This window comes from Bacteroidota bacterium (genome assembly GCA_016720935.1).
Classification (GTDB): domain Bacteria; phylum Bacteroidota; class Bacteroidia; order AKYH767-A; family 2013-40CM-41-45; genus JADKJP01.
Map to the genome: position 1 here is coordinate 535,667 of JADKJP010000006.1, position 16,086 is coordinate 551,752.

Sequence of the window (16,086 nt, forward strand, 5' to 3'; positions counted from 1 at the left end):
GCCATTTTTTTTTGAATCAGTATTTGTTGAAGAATGAAAAGAGGTTTAACCTGAAAATTATTTTACAATGTGAAAATTGAAATTTGGTGTTTGCAGTGCGCCATACAATCGTACCCAGATTGGAAGCAGCATTTCTGTACCACGAGCCGTGGTAATATCACCAAGATCAATGATGTGTTTCCATCCGAATTCTTTTTCCAAAACCGTTCTCACTTTGGTTTTCGCGTTGTTGTCATTTCCTGAAAGAAACAAATCGTGATCTCCCGGAACCAACGCCGGATTCACCATAACTTTGCAATTGGTTGTGTTCAGTGTTTTTACCACAAATGCATCAGGATATGTGCGTTGAATTTGCTCACCAACAGAATCCATATTGCATACGGTTAGGGTAGGAGGAAAGCCTTTGGAGAAATCCAAGGGGTTTGAAATGTCAATAATGATTTTCCCTTTCAGATTCTCCGCGCCTGCAAGTTTCATGACTTCAAGACTGGCATCTCCTTTTACACAATTAAAAATGATGTCCGAGAATTTAGCTGCGTCCGCGAAAGTTCCCAATTTGCCCTTACCGCCGGCGCTTTGAACCCACGCAACACCTTTTTCATTGCTATCGGTTCTCGAACCCATCATGACCTCATGACCATTTTCGATTAATTTTCCCGCAATGGTAGTCCCCACTGCTCCTGTTCCAAATACTGAATATTTCATGTTGTATATTTTTTTTAGTTTATGAATCAATTTAAAAGTACACTATATTAAATTCGCTCCCTAAAATCTAAAATCTAAAATCTGCAATCTAAAATCTGCAATCTAAAATCTAAAATCCCACACCCACACTCATTTTCCCTACCTTTACCCCACAAAAGTACACCATACTATTGAATAGTTAATAGCTGTCAAAAATGATAGTATCTAACAGAAATAGCTGAATTCCTGATTCATAACGAATTAATTTTTTAAAAATGATAGTTAACGGAAAAGAATACGAGCTGAAGCTTCATGGACAAACATTTCACTGTGCTTTGGATGTAACCATGAATTACATCGGAGGGAAATGGAAAACAGTTGTTATCTGGTATCTCCGTAAAGACAAGAAGTGATTTGGAGAATTGAAAAAACACATTCCTGATATCACGGAAAAGATGCTGAGTTTGACATTGCGCCAACTGGAATCTGATGGATTAGTTGAACGTACTGTTTTCGCAGAAGTGCCACCCAGAGTGGAATACAGCCTGACGGCACATGGAAAATCACTGCTTCCCTTGGTAGAAGAAATGGCAGCATGGGGTCGCAAAAAGACAAAAGATGAAGGACAAATGGTAGAAGTGAATCGAAAGAAATCTCTTTCTAAAAAATGATCAGAGTTTCATTTTATCCAATTGCATGAAATATTTCTCCAGTTTTTGGGTACATTCAATGAAATTACTTTCGGATTCTCCGCTTTTACTTATTGTCCATTTCATGAAATCCTTTTTGTTTTCCTCAAGAATCCTTGTGTGAATGCTCAGGAGATAGGATAATGGAAGAAGCAATTGTTGACTGTTTTTTTCTTCCGGTGTTTTAGAAGTACTCTTTAATTCCGGACAAGCTTTATTCAGATATTTCTGAAAAGTTGATTCCGCTTCTTTTCGGTTTCCTTTGAATTTATCTCTGATCAATTGTGTAACCTGATTCCCCATTCCTTGGGCATCAAGTGGCGTTGATGCAATTTTATTTCCCGGATTGAGAGCATCCAGCCGTAAATTTGAATTCGCGAGTTTCTTCAGAGTATTCGAACTCGTTCTGTACTTTTTATCTGCAGAAATATTTTTCCATTCCGAATTGGCCAGTTCATACAGGTCATTTTGGACCGGACGAAAACCCAGTCTGTAGTAAAACCAAAACGCTCCTGACTGGATTCCTTCCGGATTGTTTTTGCCAATCTGGTAGGGTTCTGCTTCGAATACATTTGCGTTAAAGCGATGATGATACAACCTGATAATCTGAGAATAGATCCAGGCTGATTCACCTCCCCGGTAAGGTGGAAAAATATTTATTCCGATTTTAGACTTATGCCTGAAAATCCATCCGCCACCATATGCGCATGGTAATCCGTTTTTGAAAGCCATATATCCTACATATGCATCCAGAGGCAGTCGTCGGTTAGCGCGAAGAGAATACAAAGCGATGGTTAATCCTCGACCCGGTGAATATACTTCTGTTCCTTCTACATCCGCAAAAGTTACCGGGTCAGTTTCACGAAAAAGAGTACACAAAGCGATCCTTGCTGTATCAACGTATTCTTGTTTCTCCTCCGGATTCAGATATAGTTTATTGAGTGAAGTATCTTGCAGAAGTAATTTGAAATCCGGTTTTTTTATGAATTCTTCCTTTTGATAAAAATGCGTTCCTCCCTGAATGTGTCCAAATGTTCTCGAAAGTTTTTTGTCATTGTGATCAACATCAATGAATAATTTCAGGGAATCATACAAATAGTCCCGCAAATCCTGTGACATTTTCATGGAATCGAAAAGTGAAAGGATTTGTTCGAGTCTTTTATTCTCATTGCCTAAAGAAAGTGTCAGCCATTTATTAAGTGGAAGATCTTTTTTTTCCGACAAATCTGTTTCAATCGGAAGCAAACCAAACCTGAGAATTTCAGGAGCAAAAATATCTGAGTTGTCGACACCGTCAATTTTCACTGAATTTGGAAATTCTTTATTGAGCCATTGTACCAATTCAAAACTGAAGGAACCGGTCATCGCGGAACCAGAAATTCCGGATCCGCTCAGTGTCACTTTGTTTTTGTGAGAAGAAGAAGAATATACTTCCTTAACTTTTTCTGAAATTCTTTCAAGTTCTCCATAGAATTTACTACGTAATTCTTCGGACCTGGGATGTGCTAAACAAAATAAAAGCAGATCATGATATTCCATCAAAACCTTCAGCTTGGTTATACTCTTCGCTCGGAGTTTCTCAATTAGTGCTGAAAGTTGCTGATTGGTATAATTTTCAAAATTCAAATAAGAAGTTCTGAACTGAACAAGATCTTCAGATTCTAACAATGATTCAATGGTATTTGATTTTTTCATCATGGATGTACCAATCCTTAAAAAGCAGGATCTGGGCACACCCAATGTCAATTTTGGAGGCAAGCTTTATCATGATTTGTGTCAGGGTAATCAATGATAAATGTCATGATGAGAAAAAAGTGATTTAAATAAATTCGAATAATATAAAAACCTGGAAAAAATATGCCTTTTTATCATCAAATGGGAAAAATTCCTGCTAAACGCCACATTGTTTACCGTCAGGAAAATGGAAGTCTTTACCACGAGGAATTGGTAGGTACGCAGGGATTTAGCGGACTGTCTTCGCTGGTGTATCATTTGCACCCGCCAACAAGAGTTTTACGCACCGGTGAACCATATTCAGTTCAGCCAAAAGTCGCTGTTGAAAACAACATGCGCAGTTTGAGTTTCCAGGGATTTGAGATACCTGCTGAATCTGATTATTTGAAAAGCAGGAAAGTCCTGATGGTTAACAATGACATGCAGATTGGACTCGCGGCACCAAAAGGAAAGATGGAGTATTTTTTCAAAAACGCGGACGCGGATGAAATGATATTCATTCACAAGGGTGAAGGAACACTGCATACCATGTATGGTAACGTTGATTTCGAATATGGAGATTATCTGATCATTCCCAGGGGAACTGTATACCAGTTGAATTTTAAAACTGATGATAACAGATTTTTGTTTGTTGAATCGCATGGTCCGATCACAACTCCGAGGAGATATAGAAATGATTACGGACAAATGCTGGAACATTCTCCTTTCTGCGAAAGAGATATTCGCCGACCGGTAGATCTGGAAACTCATCCGGAAGAAGGAGAGTTTACAGTTTTGATCAAAAAGAAAGGAACAATTTTCCCCTACGTATATGCTTCGCATCCTTTCGATTTAGTGGGTTGGGATGGCTATCATTATCCGTATGCATTTTCAATTCATAATTTTGAACCATTGACCGGCAGAATTCATATGCCACCACCAATTCACCAGACATTCGAAGGAAATAATTTTGTGATTTGTTCATTCGTTCCTCGTTTGTACGATTATCATCCACAGGCAATTCCTGCGCCTTATCACCATAGCAATATTGATTCCGATGAAATTTTGTATTACGTGGATGGAAATTTCATGAGCAGAAACAATATTCAAAAGGGACAGTTGACTCTGCATCCTGCCGGTATTCCTCATGGACCTCATCCGGGTGCGATTGAAAGAAGTATTGGACAGAAAGAAACGAAAGAGTTAGCAGTGATGATTGATCCTTTTCATCCGGTCATGATTACTCAAACCGCGATCGAATTGCAAGTGCCGGAATATTATTTGTCATGGCTTGAAAATCCAAAAAATGTTAAAACAGAATCCATAAATTAAAAAATCATACTCATCACCAATGGAAACACAAACAACAAAAAAAGCGGAACCTAAAATTACAGAGGATTTCCTTCCCATCCAGGGAACCGATTACATCGAATTTTATGTTGGCAATGCAAAACAGGCTGCACATTATTACAAAACAGCTTTTGGATTCCAGTCACTCGCTTATGCAGGATTAGAAAGCGGTTTGCGTGACAGAACATCTTATGTGCTCCGCCAGGGAAAGATTACACTTGTACTCACCACACCTTTGAATAGTCAGTCACCTGTTTCTGAACATATCAAAAAGCATGGTGACGGTGTAAAAGTGATCGCTTTCCTGGTAGATGATGCGGAGAAATCCTTCAATGAAACTGTAAAGCGGGGCGCAAAACCTTATCTTGAACCAACTATCGAAAAGGACGATGATGGTTATGTAAAACGTGCCGGTATCTATACTTATGGTGAGACGATCCATATGTTTGTAGAAAGACGAAATTATAAAGGCTTGTTTTTGCCATCTTTTGTGAAATGGGAATCAGAATACAACCCTACAGAGATTGGATTGAAATACGTCGATCATTGTGTTGGAAATGTTGAATTGGGACAAATGAATACCTGGGCCAGATTTTATGAAGATGTTTTAGGTTTCAGAAATCTTATTACCTTCGATGATAAGGATATTTCAACGGAATATACTGCCCTGATGAGTAAGGTGATGATGAATGGGAATGGACGAATTAAATTCCCGATCAATGAACCCGCGATGGGCAAAAAGAAAAGCCAGATTGAAGAGTACCTTGATTTCTATGAAGGAGCCGGTTGTCAACACATCGCTGTTGCTACTGATAACATCATTGAAACCGTTACTCAAATGCGTCAGCGCGGCGTGGAATTCCTGTATGTACCTGGCACTTATTATGATACGGTTCCGGAACGTGTAGGAACGATAAAAGAAGACCTGGCAACATTAAAACGACTTGGCATTATGGCCGATCGTGATGACGAAGGTTATTTATTGCAGATATTTACCCGTCCGGTTGAAGATCGCCCGACTTTGTTTTATGAAATAATTCAAAGAGAAGGAGCAACCTCATTTGGAAAGGGTAACTTTCAGGCCTTGTTCGAATCTATTGAAGCGGAGCAGGCCAGAAGAGGAACTTTATAAGCCCCCTGTTTAAATGAAAAACGAGATCCCCCCCTTATCCCGAAAAACTGCAGTTTCCACGGCTGAATTTATTCACTGTGGAGATTGCAAAGTTAAAGATTGTTCTGTTTTGCGAAATTGCAGCACTGAATGCCTGGATGTTATTTCCACATCTAAAAAAATGTGCAGGTTTGTTGCAGGACAAAGAATACTGATGGAAGGTAATCAGGCCAGGGGAATCTATTTCGTTGAAGAAGGGAAAGTAAAGATTTATAAATCCGATAACAAAGGCCAGGAAATCATCCTACGTTTCGCGCGTGAAGGGGATATCATCGGGTACAATACGGTTGAAGAGAATTCAGAATATCACGTTTCCGCTATCGCGATTACTGATACAGTCACCTGCTTTCTGGATGCGGATACCTTCAAGGATCTGACTCGTAAATATCCTGAATTTGCTTATGAACTGTTGCAGTTTTATAAACTTCAATTGCAATTAACCGAACGAAAGGCGTTCAAGATGGCTACCTTGACTGTTCCTGAAAAGGTCGCTGATGCATTGCTTGCTATGTACGAAGCTTATGGAGCAAATGGAGATAGTAAGACTCTGAACCTTACACTGAGCCGACAGGATATTGCCAGTCTTGCAGGAACTACGAAAGAACAAGTGTCAAAAGCAATCTCTGATTTAAAGGTACAGGGTATTGTAGATGCTAAAGGGAAAACCATAAGTCTTTTGGACATGCGGAAATTACAGCAGATCGCGAAAGTTTGATTTACTCATTTGTTGAAATAAAAGGAGCATCATTTTAACGGTGATGCTCCTTTTTTTTGATAAATGCGGGAGTTGCCTTGGGAAGAAATTTGTCAAGTTTCAAATTTTTCTTACAAATTTATTTCATTCTTCTCAATTTATGATGTGGATCAGTTTCACTTCCTCTTACATTTTGTTCTTTTGTATAAGAAATGTATGATTTTGGAATAGGCCAGTTTCTTGATTGGAGAATTCCGGATAAAATGCAAATTCGATTTTCAATATAAAAGGATTAGAGATGTATGATAAAATGAATCCGATTGATGTTCGTATAAGAAAGTTTATAGCGCAAAATCAAACTTTAACTTTAGCCACCTGTCAGGATGGTGCTCCTTATTGTTGTTCACTTTTTTATGCCTTCGATGAATCCGCAGGCCTGTTGTATTTTATGTCTTCCCGGGATTCCAGACATTCAAGAGAAATGATCGCGAATTCCCATATATCAGGAACTATTTTAAATGGTGAACAATCTGTGTTGCGGTTACAGGGTATTCAGTTTTCTGGAGAAGCTTTTATTCTGGAAACCGAAATGCAGCAACAGGCGAGGAAAATTTATCTTCAAAAATATCCTGTTGCCCGACTTAATCCATCGGAACTTTGGTACATCCGAATTGATTGGATTAAAATGACGGACAATACCCTCGGCTTTGGTACTAAACTTATTTGGGATCGTGAAATAGCTTTTCGTCAGGCAGCTTCATAAATCGACTTTACATTCTAAAATGTAAGCGCGAAGTACAGAAATTCTATAGATTTGCCTGCTAATTTTACGGGCTATGAAGGTACTCATCGTTGAAGATAACAAAGAATTAGCTCAATCGATGGATGCGTATCTGCAATCAGAAGGATACCTGTGTGAGATTGCACCCGATTTTAATACTGCTGAAGAAAAAATCGGACTTTACGCCTACGATTGTATTTTAATAGACATCAGCCTTCCTGATGGAAGCGGACTGGATCTGGTAGAAATTCTTAAGCAATCAAAATCCCGATCCGGTATCATTATCATTTCAGCCAAAGGATCGGTAGATGACAGAGTTGCCGGCCTTGAATTGGGCAGTGATGATTACCTGCCAAAACCATTTCATCTTTCCGAATTGAGTGCCCGAATGAAAGCGCTCATTCGACGAAAAAATTTTGAAGGAAATACAGAGATCAAAATTGAGGATTTATTTATTGACCCGGCCTCTCAAGTAGTAAAAGTAAATAATAAAGATCTGGTACTTACCCGTAAAGAATACGATCTTTTACTTTATTTTGTAATGAATAAGAATCGCGTGGTTACAAAAAATTCAATCGCGGAACATCTCTGGGGTGATGACATGGATCAGGCTGATGAGTTTGATTTTATCTATACTCATATTAAAAACCTCAGAAAGAAAATTCTTGAAAAAGGAGGAAAAGATCGTTTGGAAACAGTTTACGGTATGGGTTATAAATTTTCTGTTCAATGAAGCTGCTGCAAAGAGCCACGCTCTATTATGCGGTCGTCTTCCTGGTTTTATTACTTGTCCTGACAGGACTATTTTTTGGAATCATCCAGTTTTTCTTTTTAAAAAGTCTGGATAAATCACTATTGAAGGAAAAGAACAAAGTGGAATTTACTTTGTCAAAAAAACATCTGCCTGAAGATATGATCTTTGATGCGGATGAAGAAGTTGAGATTTCCGAAGTGCCCCGGACAGAATACCGCAACGATAGTTATCATACAATTTATTATACAGATGAATGGGATAAAATATCCGGAGTGAAAGAAGAGGATGAACCCCATCGTGAGCTAATTACTTATATTCATTCCAACGGGAACCTTTATAAACTGGCAATAAGAAAATCCATGATTGAATCCGAGGATTTATTGTGGAGCGTATTGCTCATTGAAATAGTAATTCTGGTTGTCCTGATGGGTAGTTTTCTATTGGTGAATATCTGGATTTCCCGTCGTTTGTGGCAGCCATTTTACTCTGGTATTAATAAAATTAAGGCCTTTAATCTTTCCAGTGGAAATGAATTAATCATTGAGCATTCTGACATACGTGAATTTGAAGATCTGAACCAGGTGCTGCGTTCCATGTCTGTTCGCCTGAAAAAAGATTATCTCTTGCAAAAGCAGTTCACGGAAAATGCCAGTCATGAATTGCAGACTCCACTCATGGTGATTCGATCCAGAATTGAACTGCTCATCCAGCAACCGGATCTACGCGAAGAGCAGGTTAAATTACTGCAGTCAATCGATAACGCGTGTTTGAAATTAAGTCATATTAATAAAGCACTACTTCTTCTCTCCAAAATAGAAAACAAACAGTTTTCAAAGAAAGAGAAAGTGTATTTGAAACCGCTAGTACTTAAAGTCCTGGAGAGCTTTCAAGATAGAATTCTTCTGAAATCATTGACGCTGGCCACGTTTATTGATGAAGAAGCAACAATGACACACGACAGCACATTAATTGAAATACTATTTACCAACCTGATTCAAAATTCAATTCGCCACAATTTCAATGGAGGAGACATTCAAATCACCATCAGACAGGGATTTGCGTCTTTTGTGAATACTGGGGACGCCCCGGATTTTGAGCCGGAGCAAATGTTCGAGAGATTCAGAAAGTCGGGAAAAAAGGAGGAAGGTACAGGTCTTGGGCTGGCAATTGTCCGGGAAATATGCAAATCCGGTTCTGTAAATATTTCTTATCAGTATGAAACAGATAAACATACCATACAACTTGTGTGGTAGAACAGATTTCCTTTAGATTGTTCCGGTACATTTGTTTCATCATTTATTATATTAAATGAAAATGTCCAAATTTTCAAGCCATATCCTATCATGAACCAAACCCACATTCATCTGTTGTTAAACCATGTCGCAATTCTTGGTTCCGTATTTTCAATAGTTTTATTGATAGCCGGAATGGTGCTGAAATCTGATGTCTTGAAGAAAACAGCTATGATTGGATTCGTCATTGCAGCATTGGTTGCAATTCCCGTTTTCCTAACCGGTGAACCTGCAGAGGAATCTGTCGAAAATATCGCCGGCACCATCAAAGCTACTATCGAGGAACATGAGGAGTCTGCGGAAATATCCATTTGGCTGGTAGAATTTATGGGCGCAGTTTCACTTCTGACATTTTTTCTGGCAAAAAAATCAAATACCATCAATAAAGGACTTCTTTCGTTTTTGCTCCTTCTTAGTATTGTCGCTGCCGGTTCAATTTCCTATACAGGATTCCTTGGCGGTAAAATAAGACACACAGAATTATCAGGACTAAACACCAATGCTACCGGGCAACCGGACAAGGCCGCAGAAGAAGATGACGATTAATTTGTTGCTTTGTAGTCTTATCCATGACCTTTGACGGAAGGTTTTTTAGAGACATTTTTTACTGTTATTTCTGGCTGAATCCCTTATTGCAGGGTCTTTTAAAGCGCTTCCATGGTGGCTGTGCTTAGAGGTGATTACTGTTTTATTTATTCAGCCATTATCCTGACATTTGTCATCCCGGTATCCTGTGACTGGGCTACTTTTGTTTAATTAATAAGGAATTTCTGTGAAAATTAGACTTACCAAACTGTTTCCTTTTGAAATGGCTCATGCATTGTATGGTTATGATGGGCCGTGTAAAAATATTCATGGGCATTCCTATCGCCTTGAAGTTACACTCATCGGTGAGCCGGTAAATAACCCAAAGGATCCCAAAAACGGAATGGTAATTGATTTTTCTGATTTGAAGAAAATTGTAAAAGAACATATCGTTGATGTGTTTGATCATGCGCTTGTCTTGAATGGAAATTCTCCTCACCGTGATATTCCGGATCTGGAAGCAACATTTGAAAAGGTAATTTTTGTCAACTACCAGCCAACATGTGAAAATTTGCTGGCTGATTTTATGAAGAGAATTCGTCCTCTCATGCCGGATTATGTGCAACTCAAAGTGATTCGTTTACATGAAACCGCTACCTCTTACGCCGAGTGGAGAACGGAAGATAATTAAGAGAAAAATGGATATTCAACTGATCAGAAAGTACAATGTCGCCGGTCCACGGTATACCAGTTATCCGACCGTACCATACTGGGATCACTCTCCAACTGTGGAAGAATGGTTCAAACTTGTGAGAGATACTTTTATCGCGACCAACAAGGAAGGAATTAGTCTGTATATTCATTTGCCTTTTTGTGAAAGCCTCTGTACATATTGTGGATGCAATACCCGTATTACTGTGAATCATGCAGTAGAACTTCCTTACATTGAAACAGTCTTGAAAGAGTGGGCGATGTATGTGAAACAATTTCCTGATAAACCAAGGATCAAGGAAATCCATCTTGGCGGTGGCACTCCCACATTTTTCAGTTGTGAAAATCTGGAGAAACTTATTAATGGAATTTTAAAGGATTCAGAGATAGCTCCGGGTCATGAATTCGGTTTTGAAGGTCACCCGAATTATACACAGGTAGAGCAGTTGCAGAAATTGTATGACATGGGATTCCGTAGAGTAAGTTTCGGGATTCAGGATTTTGATCAAAAAGTTCAATATACAATTCACCGTACACAAACCTACGAGCAGGTAAAACTAGTTACCGAAGCTGCAAGAAAAATCGGATATGAATCTGTAAATTATGATTTGATTTATGGGTTGCCCATGCAAACAATGGCGACTATTACAGATACGATTGAGAAGGTACGCGAATTAAAACCCGACAGGATCGCGTTTTACAGTTATGCTCACGTTCCCTGGATAAAACCCGGTCAGCGTAGATTTACTGAAGATGATTTGCCACAGGGAGAAGAGAAGAGAGCGTTGTATGAAAAAGGCAGATTGATGCTGGAGGATTCCGGATACAGGGAAATTGGAATGGATCATTTCTCATTGCCGGAGGATTCATTATTTAAAGCTTATTCTGCAAAGAAACTCCACAGGAATTTTATGGGGTATACAACTACTGATACCCAATTGTTAGTAGGATTAGGAGTTTCAAGTATCGGGGATTCCTGGACCGGCTTTGCTCAGAATGTGAAAGTTTTCGAAGAGTATGTCAAAATGGTCAATGAAAATAAACTGCCGATTGTGCGCGGACATATTTTGACCGATGAAGATCTGATCATCAGAAGACATATTCTTAATCTGATGTGTCATTTTGAAACAAGCTGGGAAGAAAAATCCATGCAATGCGAAGCCTTTTACGAAGGACTTGAACGATTGCAGGAAATGGTGAAAGATGACTTACTGTTGATTTCACCCTATCGTATGGAAGTAACGGATAAAGGCAGAGCCTTTGTTCGAAATATCTGTATGGCTCTGGATGCCAGACTTTGGAGAAAACAGCCCGAATCACAGATCTTCAGCCAAACGGTTTAATTGAATTTCCAGGTAGATTTTATTGCCTCTTTCGTCAGTATCAGAGTGTTAAGCTAAGCTTTACAAACCTTGTCCTGATGCATCCCATCGCTTATCTTCGCCGTCCCGCATGGCCTGGAAACGAACCATTTTCTTGATTTTTATCTTGACTTCCGTTTTAAAGGGTTTGTCAGCTGCAGTACCGGACGATACCTTATCCGGTTCACAACAGTCACGTTTCCTCGTTTTTCCTTTTGCCATTCGTTCTCCCGAAACAAAATGGGGTTTAGGTCTGGCTACCGCATTTTTTTTCAAAGCAAATCAGAAGGAGGAGAACCTGCGCACTTCCGATGTTAGCCTGGTAGGATTGGCTACACAACGTGAACAATTATTGCTTGTCTTGAATTCCACGGTATTTTCATCCATGGAAAAAAGAATTTTCAGGATGCAGGTTTCATACAGTTATTATCCGGACAAAACCTGGGGAATAGGAAACCATTCACCCGAATCGGCTAAGGAGAATTACGATTACAAACAGTTTTATTTCAATCCGCAATTACTACACAGGATCGCAGGGAATCTTTACATAGGAGCCAGTTATGAATTCCAGGAAGTGCACGATTTTTCATTTCGCAGCAATGGCATATTCAGTCAACAATCCATTCCCGGGAATAATGGAGGAAGAACAAGCGGATTCGGACTACTCCTGACCTGGGATACCCGCAACAATGCATACAGTCCCAGCCACGGTTTTTTTTCAGAGATCAACTATACATCTTTTGACCGGGACATTGGCAGCCAGTTTTCTTTTTCGACATTTTCCCTGGATGTTCGAAAATTCTTTCCCTGGAGAACGAATAGTGTTCTTGCATTGCAGGGAATAATTAAATTGAGTGATGGCAATATTCCGATCAGAAATATGGCCATGCTTGGAGGAACTGAAATTATGAGAGGGTATTACAAAGGCCGGTACATGGACAAAGGCATGTCCTCTATTCAGGCTGAATGGAGGCAATACTTATTCTGGAAGCTTGGACTGGCAGGTTTTGTCGCTGCCGGGGAAGTGAGTCCGGATATAAAACATTTCTCATTGCCCGGAATTCATTACACTTATGGCTGTGGATTGCGTATCCTTGTAAAAGAAAAGGAAAAAGTAAACCTGCGTATTGATTATGGTTGGTCCAAAGAATCATCCGGTTTGTATGTAATGCTGAAAGAAGCTTTTTAAATTTGATTCAGGTTTAGTTTGATTATTATTATTTACAAAACACATCGTCATGGCAAAAATCAAACTTCAGAATATTTCAACACGAGCTCCGAAAAATATCGATAAGGAAAAAATAAAAAAGGAGATTCCGAAACTTCAAGCCAGATTAGAAGAATTACAGAATCTTTTGTATGCCTCATCTTCTCATGCTGTACTTGTCGTCCTGCAGGGGATGGATGCTTCCGGTAAAGATGGTGCGATCAAGGATGTTTTTACAGCTGTCAATCCTATGGGTTGCAGGGTGATTCCATTTAAGAAGCCAACAGAAATCGAGATGAAACATGATTTTCTCTGGAGAGTCCATCAGGTGGTTCCTGAAAAAGGAATGTTGTATGTTTTCAATCGATCGCATTATGAAGATGTCATCATTCAACGTGTTCACAAATGGGTAGACGAGAAAACCATTAAACAACGCTTCAGACAAATCAATAATTTTGAATCGCTTCTCACCGAAACCAATACTATCGTTTTGAAATTTTATCTCCACGTCTCAAAGGAAGAGCAAATGATTCGACTGGAAGAACGATTGCATGATCCTTCAAAGATGTGGAAACACAATGAAAACGATCTGAAAGAAAGGGAGTACTGGAATCAATACATGAAAGCATATGAAGATGCTTTTTTGCACTGCTCAGAAAATGCAGATTGGAATATCATCCCTGCGGATCAAAACTGGTATAAGGAATACCTGATTTTGAAAATTGTTGTGGATGCAATGGATAGTTTAAAACTCAGATATCCGGGCTTAAAAAAAGAGATTTGAATGGATGTGCAAGCCAATATTCTTTGTTGTCGCTAATTAGAAACCTCATTATTAAGGATTTGCCTGCTGTCAAAAGTCCTTGGTCGTTCTATCCTTCCTCTTTATCTTGCAAACCTTGTCAAAAAAATAAAAATAGATCACACTATGCTTTCTGCAATTGAAATTTCACGGAATACAAAACTGGATAACATTGTCGATGTTGCTGCAAAACTTGGAATCAATAAGGACGAAGTTATTCCTTATGGTAAGTACATCGCTAAGGTTCCGCTGACTTATATCAATGAGGAAAAAATTAAAAAAAGTAACCTGATTCTTGTTACCGCGATAACTCCTACAAAAGCAGGTATTGGAAAAACAGTGACTTCGATTTCACTTTCTCTCGGATTGAATAAAATAGGAAAGAAAGCTTCCGTTGCATTGCGGGAACCAAGCCTTGGTCCTTGTTTTGGAATGAAAGGTGGGGCTACAGGAGGCGGATACGCGCAAGTTTTACCGATGGATGCAATCAATCTTCATTTCACGGGAGATTTTCATGCGATCACATCGGCTCACAATATGATTTCCGCGTTGCTGGACAATCATCAATATCACTACCACAATAAGCCGGAGCAATTGGAGTCCATTGTCTGGAAAAGGGTACTGGATGTAAATGATCGCACACTGCGAAATATCATTACCGGACTGGGACAGGGAAGCAAGACTGATCTCGTAGAAACAGGATTTGATATCACTCCGGCTTCTGAAATCATGGCATTGTTTTGCCTTTCCACGAGCCTACTGGATCTGGAACGTCGCATCGAAAATGTTGTACTTGGTTACAAACAAGATAAATCTCCTTTTACAGTGAAAGATCTGGGCGTAGCAGGCGCAATCACAGTATTGCTTAAAGATGCACTGATGCCGAATCTGGTACAGACTACTGAAAATACTCCAGCCTTTGTACACGGTGGGCCTTTCGCGAATATCGCTCATGGTTGCAATTCACTGATCGCTACTAAAATGGCTTTGTCTGTTTCTGATTATGTAGTCACCGAGGCCGGATTTGGAAGTGATTTGGGTGCAGAAAAATTTCTGGATATAAAATGCAGACTTGCAGGATTACAACCCAAAGCAACTGTGCTGGTGCTTAGTACCCAGGCATTAAAGCTTCACGGCGGAGTACCGTATGAAGAAACGAAGAAGCCTGACCTGGATTCAATGATCAAAGGTATCCCGAATCTTGAGCGTCACGTTGAAAATCTGCGTTCGTTTGGACAAAGTGTTGTTGTTTCACTGAATCACTACCCATTCGATTCTGATAGCGAAATTGATTACATCAGAAATTGGTGCAAGGATCGTAATGTGGCATTTGTTGTGAACTATGGTTTTGAAAAAGGAGGAGAGGGTGCAAGTGATCTTGCACGTGCTGTCGTGAAAGTAATCGAAGAAACTCCTTCTTCATCAATTCGGTTCACTTATGATGATGTGGATCCGTTGAAAGTGAAAATTGAAAAGATCGCCAAGAAAATTTACCATGCTGGCCAGATTGTATTAGGGCCAAAGGCGGAAACAAAACTGAAAAAATTTGAACGCATGGGCTGGGCAAAACTTCCGGTCTGTATTGCTAAGACTCAATATTCCTTTAGCGATGATCCAAAACTGATCAATGCTCCGAAGGATTTTACACTCACCATTCAGGATGTCGTCATCAATGCGGGCGCGGGATTCATCGTTGCTATCGCGGGTGAAATCATGCGTATGCCCGGATTGCCCGAAGACCCTCAGGCAGTACGTATCAAACTTGTGGATGGTGAAATTGAAGGCTTGAGTTAATTGCTGTCACTAAAGTTCGGAACCTTTATACTTCATACCAGCTCTGGATCAGTCCTGAAGGGAAGGATTGGGATTGGATTAATTTTAATTTCTGAAAAGGGCGGCCGGGTTTGAATAATGGTACACCATTACCAAGCATCACCGGAATAGTCGATAAAATGTATCTGTCAATCAGGTTTTCCTGCATCAGGGTATTGACGAGCACTGCTCCGCCATCGATGAATACATCCTTTCCTGGTTTCAACTTAAGATTTCTGATCAAGGTGCAGGGATCTTCATTCCAGAATATCACATTCTCGTCTCTTCCTTGTTTGGTTTTTGTGATGACGTAACATTCTCTGCCTTTGTGTGGAAATTCAATTCCAAATCCAAGTACCTTATCGTAGGTTTTTCGTCCCATCACTACAGTATCTATTGTGCCTACGAAATTGAGGTAACCATAATCTTCAGGAGGACTTTCCACAACAGATAGAAAATCCAGATTGTCTTCCGGTCCTGCTATGTAGCCATCAATACTGACTGCGATATACAAAATGATTTTTCTGTTTCCCATGGGGG

At 39.6% G+C, this 16,086-nt stretch carries 17 protein-coding genes; 14 read left to right on the plus strand and 3 right to left on the minus strand.

Translation table 11 applies throughout. The features are described 5' to 3' along the window. Positions 1-57: 57 nt before the first annotated feature. A complete protein-coding gene (locus IPP86_10575) occupies positions 58-705 on the minus strand; it encodes an NAD(P)-binding domain-containing protein (protein MBL0138960.1) in 648 nt (215 codons plus the stop codon). Between the two features lie 254 nt (positions 706-959). Between IPP86_10575 and IPP86_10580 the strand changes: the two genes are divergently transcribed. Together IPP86_10580 and IPP86_10585 are read left to right on the plus strand one after the other, a co-directional pair. Further along, positions 960-1,097 carry a hypothetical protein gene (locus IPP86_10580; protein MBL0138961.1) on the plus strand — a complete coding sequence of 46 codons (138 nt, stop codon included), beginning with the start codon at positions 960-962 and terminating at the stop codon, positions 1,095-1,097. 42 nt (positions 1,098-1,139) lie between these two features. Continuing rightward, positions 1,140-1,355: a winged helix-turn-helix transcriptional regulator gene (locus tag IPP86_10585; protein MBL0138962.1), complete on the plus strand. Its 216-nt coding sequence runs from the start codon at positions 1,140-1,142 to the stop codon at positions 1,353-1,355. Here IPP86_10585 and IPP86_10590 read toward each other — a convergent pair whose 3' ends face one another. Further along, a complete protein-coding gene (locus IPP86_10590) occupies positions 1,356-3,071 on the minus strand; it encodes a hypothetical protein (protein ID MBL0138963.1) in 1,716 nt (571 codons plus the stop codon). 159 nt (positions 3,072-3,230) lie between these two features. Between IPP86_10590 and IPP86_10595 the strand changes: the two genes are divergently transcribed. The 12 genes from IPP86_10595 to IPP86_10650 all read left to right on the plus strand — a co-directional run bounded on the left by IPP86_10595 (position 3,231) and on the right by IPP86_10650 (position 15,528). After that, positions 3,231-4,418 carry a homogentisate 1,2-dioxygenase gene (locus IPP86_10595; GenBank protein ID MBL0138964.1) on the plus strand — a complete coding sequence of 396 codons (1,188 nt, stop codon included), beginning with the start codon at positions 3,231-3,233 and terminating at the stop codon, positions 4,416-4,418. Between the two features lie 19 nt (positions 4,419-4,437). Next, positions 4,438-5,568 (plus strand): 4-hydroxyphenylpyruvate dioxygenase, encoded by a 1,131-nt coding sequence (gene hppD / locus IPP86_10600; GenBank protein MBL0138965.1) that lies wholly within the window; start codon positions 4,438-4,440, stop codon positions 5,566-5,568. Between the two features lie 160 nt (positions 5,569-5,728). Beyond that, positions 5,729-6,322: a Crp/Fnr family transcriptional regulator gene (locus IPP86_10605; GenBank protein ID MBL0138966.1), complete on the plus strand. Its 594-nt coding sequence runs from the start codon at positions 5,729-5,731 to the stop codon at positions 6,320-6,322. 277 nt (positions 6,323-6,599) lie between these two features. Beyond that, positions 6,600-7,064 carry a pyridoxamine 5'-phosphate oxidase family protein gene (locus tag IPP86_10610; GenBank protein ID MBL0138967.1) on the plus strand — a complete coding sequence of 155 codons (465 nt, stop codon included), beginning with the start codon at positions 6,600-6,602 and terminating at the stop codon, positions 7,062-7,064. Between the two features lie 73 nt (positions 7,065-7,137). Next, a complete protein-coding gene (locus IPP86_10615; GenBank protein MBL0138968.1) occupies positions 7,138-7,815 on the plus strand; it encodes a response regulator transcription factor in 678 nt (225 codons plus the stop codon). Beyond that, positions 7,812-9,089 (plus strand): HAMP domain-containing histidine kinase, encoded by a 1,278-nt coding sequence (locus IPP86_10620; protein ID MBL0138969.1) that lies wholly within the window; start codon positions 7,812-7,814, stop codon positions 9,087-9,089. The genes IPP86_10615 and IPP86_10620 overlap by 4 nt, the downstream gene beginning before the upstream one ends. A gap of 90 nt (positions 9,090-9,179) precedes the next feature. Continuing rightward, positions 9,180-9,674: a hypothetical protein gene (locus IPP86_10625; GenBank protein MBL0138970.1), complete on the plus strand. Its 495-nt coding sequence runs from the start codon at positions 9,180-9,182 to the stop codon at positions 9,672-9,674. A 262-nt stretch (positions 9,675-9,936) separates the two neighbouring features. Next, positions 9,937-10,344: a 6-carboxytetrahydropterin synthase gene (locus tag IPP86_10630; GenBank protein MBL0138971.1), complete on the plus strand. Its 408-nt coding sequence runs from the start codon at positions 9,937-9,939 to the stop codon at positions 10,342-10,344. Between the two features lie 7 nt (positions 10,345-10,351). After that, positions 10,352-11,707 carry an oxygen-independent coproporphyrinogen III oxidase gene (hemN, locus tag IPP86_10635; protein ID MBL0138972.1) on the plus strand — a complete coding sequence of 452 codons (1,356 nt, stop codon included), beginning with the start codon at positions 10,352-10,354 and terminating at the stop codon, positions 11,705-11,707. Between the two features lie 133 nt (positions 11,708-11,840). Continuing rightward, positions 11,841-12,914 carry a BamA/TamA family outer membrane protein gene (locus IPP86_10640; GenBank protein MBL0138973.1) on the plus strand — a complete coding sequence of 358 codons (1,074 nt, stop codon included), beginning with the start codon at positions 11,841-11,843 and terminating at the stop codon, positions 12,912-12,914. A 49-nt stretch (positions 12,915-12,963) separates the two neighbouring features. Continuing rightward, positions 12,964-13,716 carry a polyphosphate kinase gene (locus IPP86_10645; protein MBL0138974.1) on the plus strand — a complete coding sequence of 251 codons (753 nt, stop codon included), beginning with the start codon at positions 12,964-12,966 and terminating at the stop codon, positions 13,714-13,716. A gap of 144 nt (positions 13,717-13,860) precedes the next feature. After that, positions 13,861-15,528 (plus strand): formate--tetrahydrofolate ligase, encoded by a 1,668-nt coding sequence (locus tag IPP86_10650; protein MBL0138975.1) that lies wholly within the window; start codon positions 13,861-13,863, stop codon positions 15,526-15,528. 25 nt (positions 15,529-15,553) lie between these two features. On the opposite strand, the gene IPP86_10655 is transcribed toward IPP86_10650, so the two are convergent. Next, on the minus strand, positions 15,554-16,081 hold the full coding sequence (locus IPP86_10655; GenBank protein ID MBL0138976.1) for a dihydrofolate reductase: 528 nt from the start codon (positions 16,079-16,081) through the stop codon (positions 15,554-15,556). Positions 16,082-16,086: the final 5 nt, after the last annotated feature.

What these genes read in the sequence shown, in the direction of transcription:
- IPP86_10575 (MBL0138960.1), bottom strand. Translation starts at nt 705, where the DNA reads ATGAAATATTCAGTATTTGGAACAGGAGCAGTGGGGACTACCATTGCG.
- IPP86_10580 (MBL0138961.1), top strand. Translation starts at nt 960, where the DNA reads ATGATAGTTAACGGAAAAGAATACGAGCTGAAGCTTCATGGACAAACA.
- IPP86_10585 (MBL0138962.1), top strand. Translation starts at nt 1,140, where the DNA reads ATGCTGAGTTTGACATTGCGCCAACTGGAATCTGATGGATTAGTTGAA.
- IPP86_10590 (MBL0138963.1), bottom strand. Translation starts at nt 3,071, where the DNA reads ATGATGAAAAAATCAAATACCATTGAATCATTGTTAGAATCTGAAGAT.
- IPP86_10595 (MBL0138964.1), top strand. Translation starts at nt 3,231, where the DNA reads ATGCCTTTTTATCATCAAATGGGAAAAATTCCTGCTAAACGCCACATT.
- hppD (MBL0138965.1), top strand. Translation starts at nt 4,438, where the DNA reads ATGGAAACACAAACAACAAAAAAAGCGGAACCTAAAATTACAGAGGAT.
- IPP86_10605 (MBL0138966.1), top strand. Translation starts at nt 5,729, where the DNA reads ATGTGCAGGTTTGTTGCAGGACAAAGAATACTGATGGAAGGTAATCAG.
- IPP86_10610 (MBL0138967.1), top strand. Translation starts at nt 6,600, where the DNA reads ATGTATGATAAAATGAATCCGATTGATGTTCGTATAAGAAAGTTTATA.
- IPP86_10615 (MBL0138968.1), top strand. Translation starts at nt 7,138, where the DNA reads ATGAAGGTACTCATCGTTGAAGATAACAAAGAATTAGCTCAATCGATG.
- IPP86_10620 (MBL0138969.1), top strand. Translation starts at nt 7,812, where the DNA reads ATGAAGCTGCTGCAAAGAGCCACGCTCTATTATGCGGTCGTCTTCCTG.
- IPP86_10625 (MBL0138970.1), top strand. Translation starts at nt 9,180, where the DNA reads ATGAACCAAACCCACATTCATCTGTTGTTAAACCATGTCGCAATTCTT.
- IPP86_10630 (MBL0138971.1), top strand. Translation starts at nt 9,937, where the DNA reads ATGGCTCATGCATTGTATGGTTATGATGGGCCGTGTAAAAATATTCAT.
- hemN (MBL0138972.1), top strand. Translation starts at nt 10,352, where the DNA reads ATGGATATTCAACTGATCAGAAAGTACAATGTCGCCGGTCCACGGTAT.
- IPP86_10645 (MBL0138974.1), top strand. Translation starts at nt 12,964, where the DNA reads ATGGCAAAAATCAAACTTCAGAATATTTCAACACGAGCTCCGAAAAAT.
- IPP86_10650 (MBL0138975.1), top strand. Translation starts at nt 13,861, where the DNA reads ATGCTTTCTGCAATTGAAATTTCACGGAATACAAAACTGGATAACATT.
- IPP86_10655 (MBL0138976.1), bottom strand. Translation starts at nt 16,081, where the DNA reads ATGGGAAACAGAAAAATCATTTTGTATATCGCAGTCAGTATTGATGGC.